Source organism: Lactobacillus sp. ESL0228, assembly GCF_003692825.1.
Lineage (GTDB): Bacteria > Bacillota > Bacilli > Lactobacillales > Lactobacillaceae > Lactobacillus.
In genome coordinates this window covers 1-1,568 of record NZ_REHJ01000014.1, presented here as the reverse complement: position 1 = coordinate 1,568, position 1,568 = coordinate 1, and the positions used below count along the sequence as shown (strand labels likewise).

Annotated in this window: 1 protein-coding gene; it reads right to left on the bottom strand. The window is 41.5% G+C overall.

Annotation, left to right across the window (positions count from 1 at the left end):
- Positions 1-252 precede the first annotated feature (252 nt).
- Positions 253-1,308 carry a DUF916 and DUF3324 domain-containing protein gene (locus tag F5ESL0228_RS08190; RefSeq protein WP_233553594.1) on the bottom strand — a complete coding sequence of 352 codons (1,056 nt, stop codon included), beginning with the start codon at positions 1,306-1,308 and terminating at the stop codon, positions 253-255.
- Positions 1,309-1,568: the final 260 nt, after the last annotated feature.

Below are 1,568 nucleotides of genomic sequence, written 5' to 3'. Positions count from 1 at the left end.
CTATTTTAGTTAATTTCATTTTGAAGTTCCTCCTTCAAATACATATTTTTCATACACAACTAATCATCTTGCAATGATTATTCCAACGATTGTTTACTAGTTAATAAAGATTGATCGTCTTCCAAGTATTAAAATCGTTATATGTTTTGATTGTAAAGTACAAACACGTCGCAAAGGCAATTGCTAAGAGTATCGATAACACCAGCCAAAACCACTGCACGCGACGGTAGGAAAATTTTGCGATCAATGCTTTCAAATACTATCACCTCCTTTAGTGCGCGGCCGCAACATGAAAGTCCAAACCAAACCGCCGAGACTTAACACCAGTAAAACCCCGCAAATAATCGTGGCATACAGCCAATAATTAATCGGCTTCTTAACGGCGCGGTCATTGATTGTCTTAGCCTGCGTATTATTCACCTTCATGGTTTCGTTAAAGGTCCAACTTACCGGGAAGCGATTCTGCGTATTCAATCCTTTTAGGGTGACTTTGATATGATATATACCGGATTGTAGTGCATCATAGCTCCAGGAAATTGGCAACACAATGCGCGAATTAGGGGCAATCATAAAGTTGTTGGCTTTAAAGGTGCGCACCTCGCCGCCACCACTGCGACCGATGGCTACCGCAACACTTGCTTTAGAAATAGCCATGGGGGCAATATTACGCAAGGTAACGCCTAAGGCAGGGTGACGGTTAAAGAGTATCGGCGTGGTTTTAGCGTACTTCACCTTGGGAAAGACCTGATAGTTTTGTCCGCGTAAAACAATTCCTAATGAATAGGCATAATTAGAAGTAATCATGCTGCCCTTAATCTTGGGTGTCTTGGGCTGTTCGACAAAGTGCCAATCCCCATAGATCATGCCATCAAAGCGCTCTTTAGGCAGCTTAACCGTGGCACTGATAATGCGGGACTGCTTTGGCCCTAACTTAAGCTTCTGGTCGCCTCGATGCAGCGTGATTAAGGTAGTTAAAGGGTGCTTTAAACTAGGATCAAGTGTTTTAGTCTGAGGCGTAAAATCAATGCCGCCCCCATCTTGGGTATAGGCATTACGCAAATTAACCCGCACCGTGATCGTTTTCTTAGAAAAGTTCTGCACAGCCATCTTAATCACATGAGTGGAATTCTTCCGATAAGCTAAATCAAAGTAATTAAGGGTCGTATCGACCTGCTCTTCGGGGAAAAGCGGCCTAACTTCAAAGTCGGTGCTATCATCTGATTGAGCAGCCGCCACCATGGTTTGCGGAGTTAACCAGATTGCCAAGACTAAAATTAATCCCAGCCACCAACGCTTCTTAGTTTGCAAAAATGATTCCTCCTAGCAATTTTTAAAATATTGGCAGTTAAACCCGCCAAATTAACATTAATTCAGCGGGAAAACATCAAAACCCATGCAGCTGTTTTTATCAAACCAATCGCTAATTTCGTAGTAGTAAAATGAACAAGCAAAAAGTATCACTATTACAAAAGTTGGCAAACCGATTAACTATATTAAAATAGTGGTATCAACATTGCACTGGTATTTTGAATAGCGCAGTTAGTATAAATGTATATAGCCATAGGTTT